At 60.9% G+C, this 1,625-nt stretch carries 1 pseudogene; it reads left to right on the top strand.

Going from position 1 to position 1,625, the window contains the following annotated elements:
- Nucleotides 1-24: 24 nt before the first annotated feature.
- Nucleotides 25-1,625 (top strand): annotated as a pseudogene (locus tag HMPREF2678_RS08045) (RHS repeat protein); the annotation flags it as partial.

Raw genomic sequence — 1,625 nt, 5'->3', positions numbered from 1 at the left:
ACCTACAACACCCAAATGCAACCCGTGGCCATCACCAACGCCGACGGCCACACCTGGACCTACACCTACAACCTCGACGGGAACATCACCCAACAAACCGACTACAACGGCATTGTCACCACCAACACCACCAGCCCCGACGGACTCATCACTGAGTTGACCACCCCAGCAGGCACAACCACCACCACCTACAACCAGTTGGGATTGACTACCAGCATTGAGGATGCTTCCGGTACCACACTGTTTGACTACGACCCCTTCGGCCGCCTGACCAGCATCACCAACCCGGCTGCCACCATCACTTACACCCGCGACACCTACGGCCGAGCCACCGCCGAAACCACACGCCTGGCCAGTGGCGAAGAAACCCGCCACACTATCGAGCTCTCCGCCACGGGCATGGTCACCGGCGAACACCTCACCCTACCTGTTGCCGGCACCATCACCACCGACTACAGGCGCAACACTTCCGGTGAGATCACCAGCAGCACCATCACCCAACACACCACCGCAGCGGTCACTCATGACCGCCACACCGGTACAAGCGCTCCGGCAGGCCTGGATCACACTGGCCGCTTGCTTGCCGAGCTGACCTACACCACCAACACCCGCGGCCACCGCGCCACCACCGCCATCGACAACCTGGTACGCACCGTCAACATCGACGCCCGTGGACGTATCACCGGTGACCACACCAGCCTGCTTGACAGCACCACCACCGGCGGGCTTGCCCCTGTTGCTGGTCGTGACTTCACCTGGCAAGCCGACTCCACCCTCACCGCCATCACCGACCAACTACGCGGCACCACCAGCTTTACCGTCGATGCTATTGGCCGTGCTACCAGTGCGACCCGCACACCCCAACCAACCACCACCAACCCCAGTGACCAGGGCACCACCCCACCACACACTCCTGAACGAGCAGGCACTCCAGCACCATCGGGCACTGCCACCAGTGGGGGTTCCGCCCAGGAGAACTATTCCTTCACCCCGGCAGGTGTGCTGGCCTCTACCACTGACGGGGTCATCGACTACCACAACACCCTGCCAGTCAAAGTCGGCCGGACTACCTACACCTACGATGATGCAGGCCGAATCACCCGCACAGTAACCAAACGCCTCAGCAAAAAACCACTAGTCCATCACTTCTACTACGCCACCGGTGAACAACCCATCGGCTTTACCTCCTCCGATGAACCCACCACCGGTTACCGCTACGTCTACGACGGTCTCGGCCGACGCGTAGCCAAAGACACCATCAACACCACCACCGGTGAAGTTATCCACCGTGACGTGTTCACCCACACCGGTAACCAGCTAGCAGCCGTCACCACCACCGTCGACACCGATCCGGCACGTGTGGGGGAAGGATACGTGTGGACTACTGACCCTGCCACGGGTGAGACACACGGTCAGATCACACTAACCACCAGTAACACCAGTAACACCTGTGGCACCACAGGTAGCACCGGTGAGTATTCACACACTTCGGGCGGCCACTATGCAGAACCGGTTAACCCTGCCGCTGGTTGGTCCCAGGCTCGGGTTGATGCGACGTTCTACGCCCTAGTGTGCGACCTAGCCGGAGCGCCACAGGAACTGATCAACACCACCACCGGTGTCGT

The sequence above is a fragment of the Corynebacterium sp. HMSC058E07 genome (assembly GCF_001809885.1).
GTDB classification, from domain to species: Bacteria; Actinomycetota; Actinomycetes; order Mycobacteriales; family Mycobacteriaceae; genus Corynebacterium; species Corynebacterium macclintockiae.
This window is presented reverse-complemented; position numbering and strand designations above follow the sequence as displayed.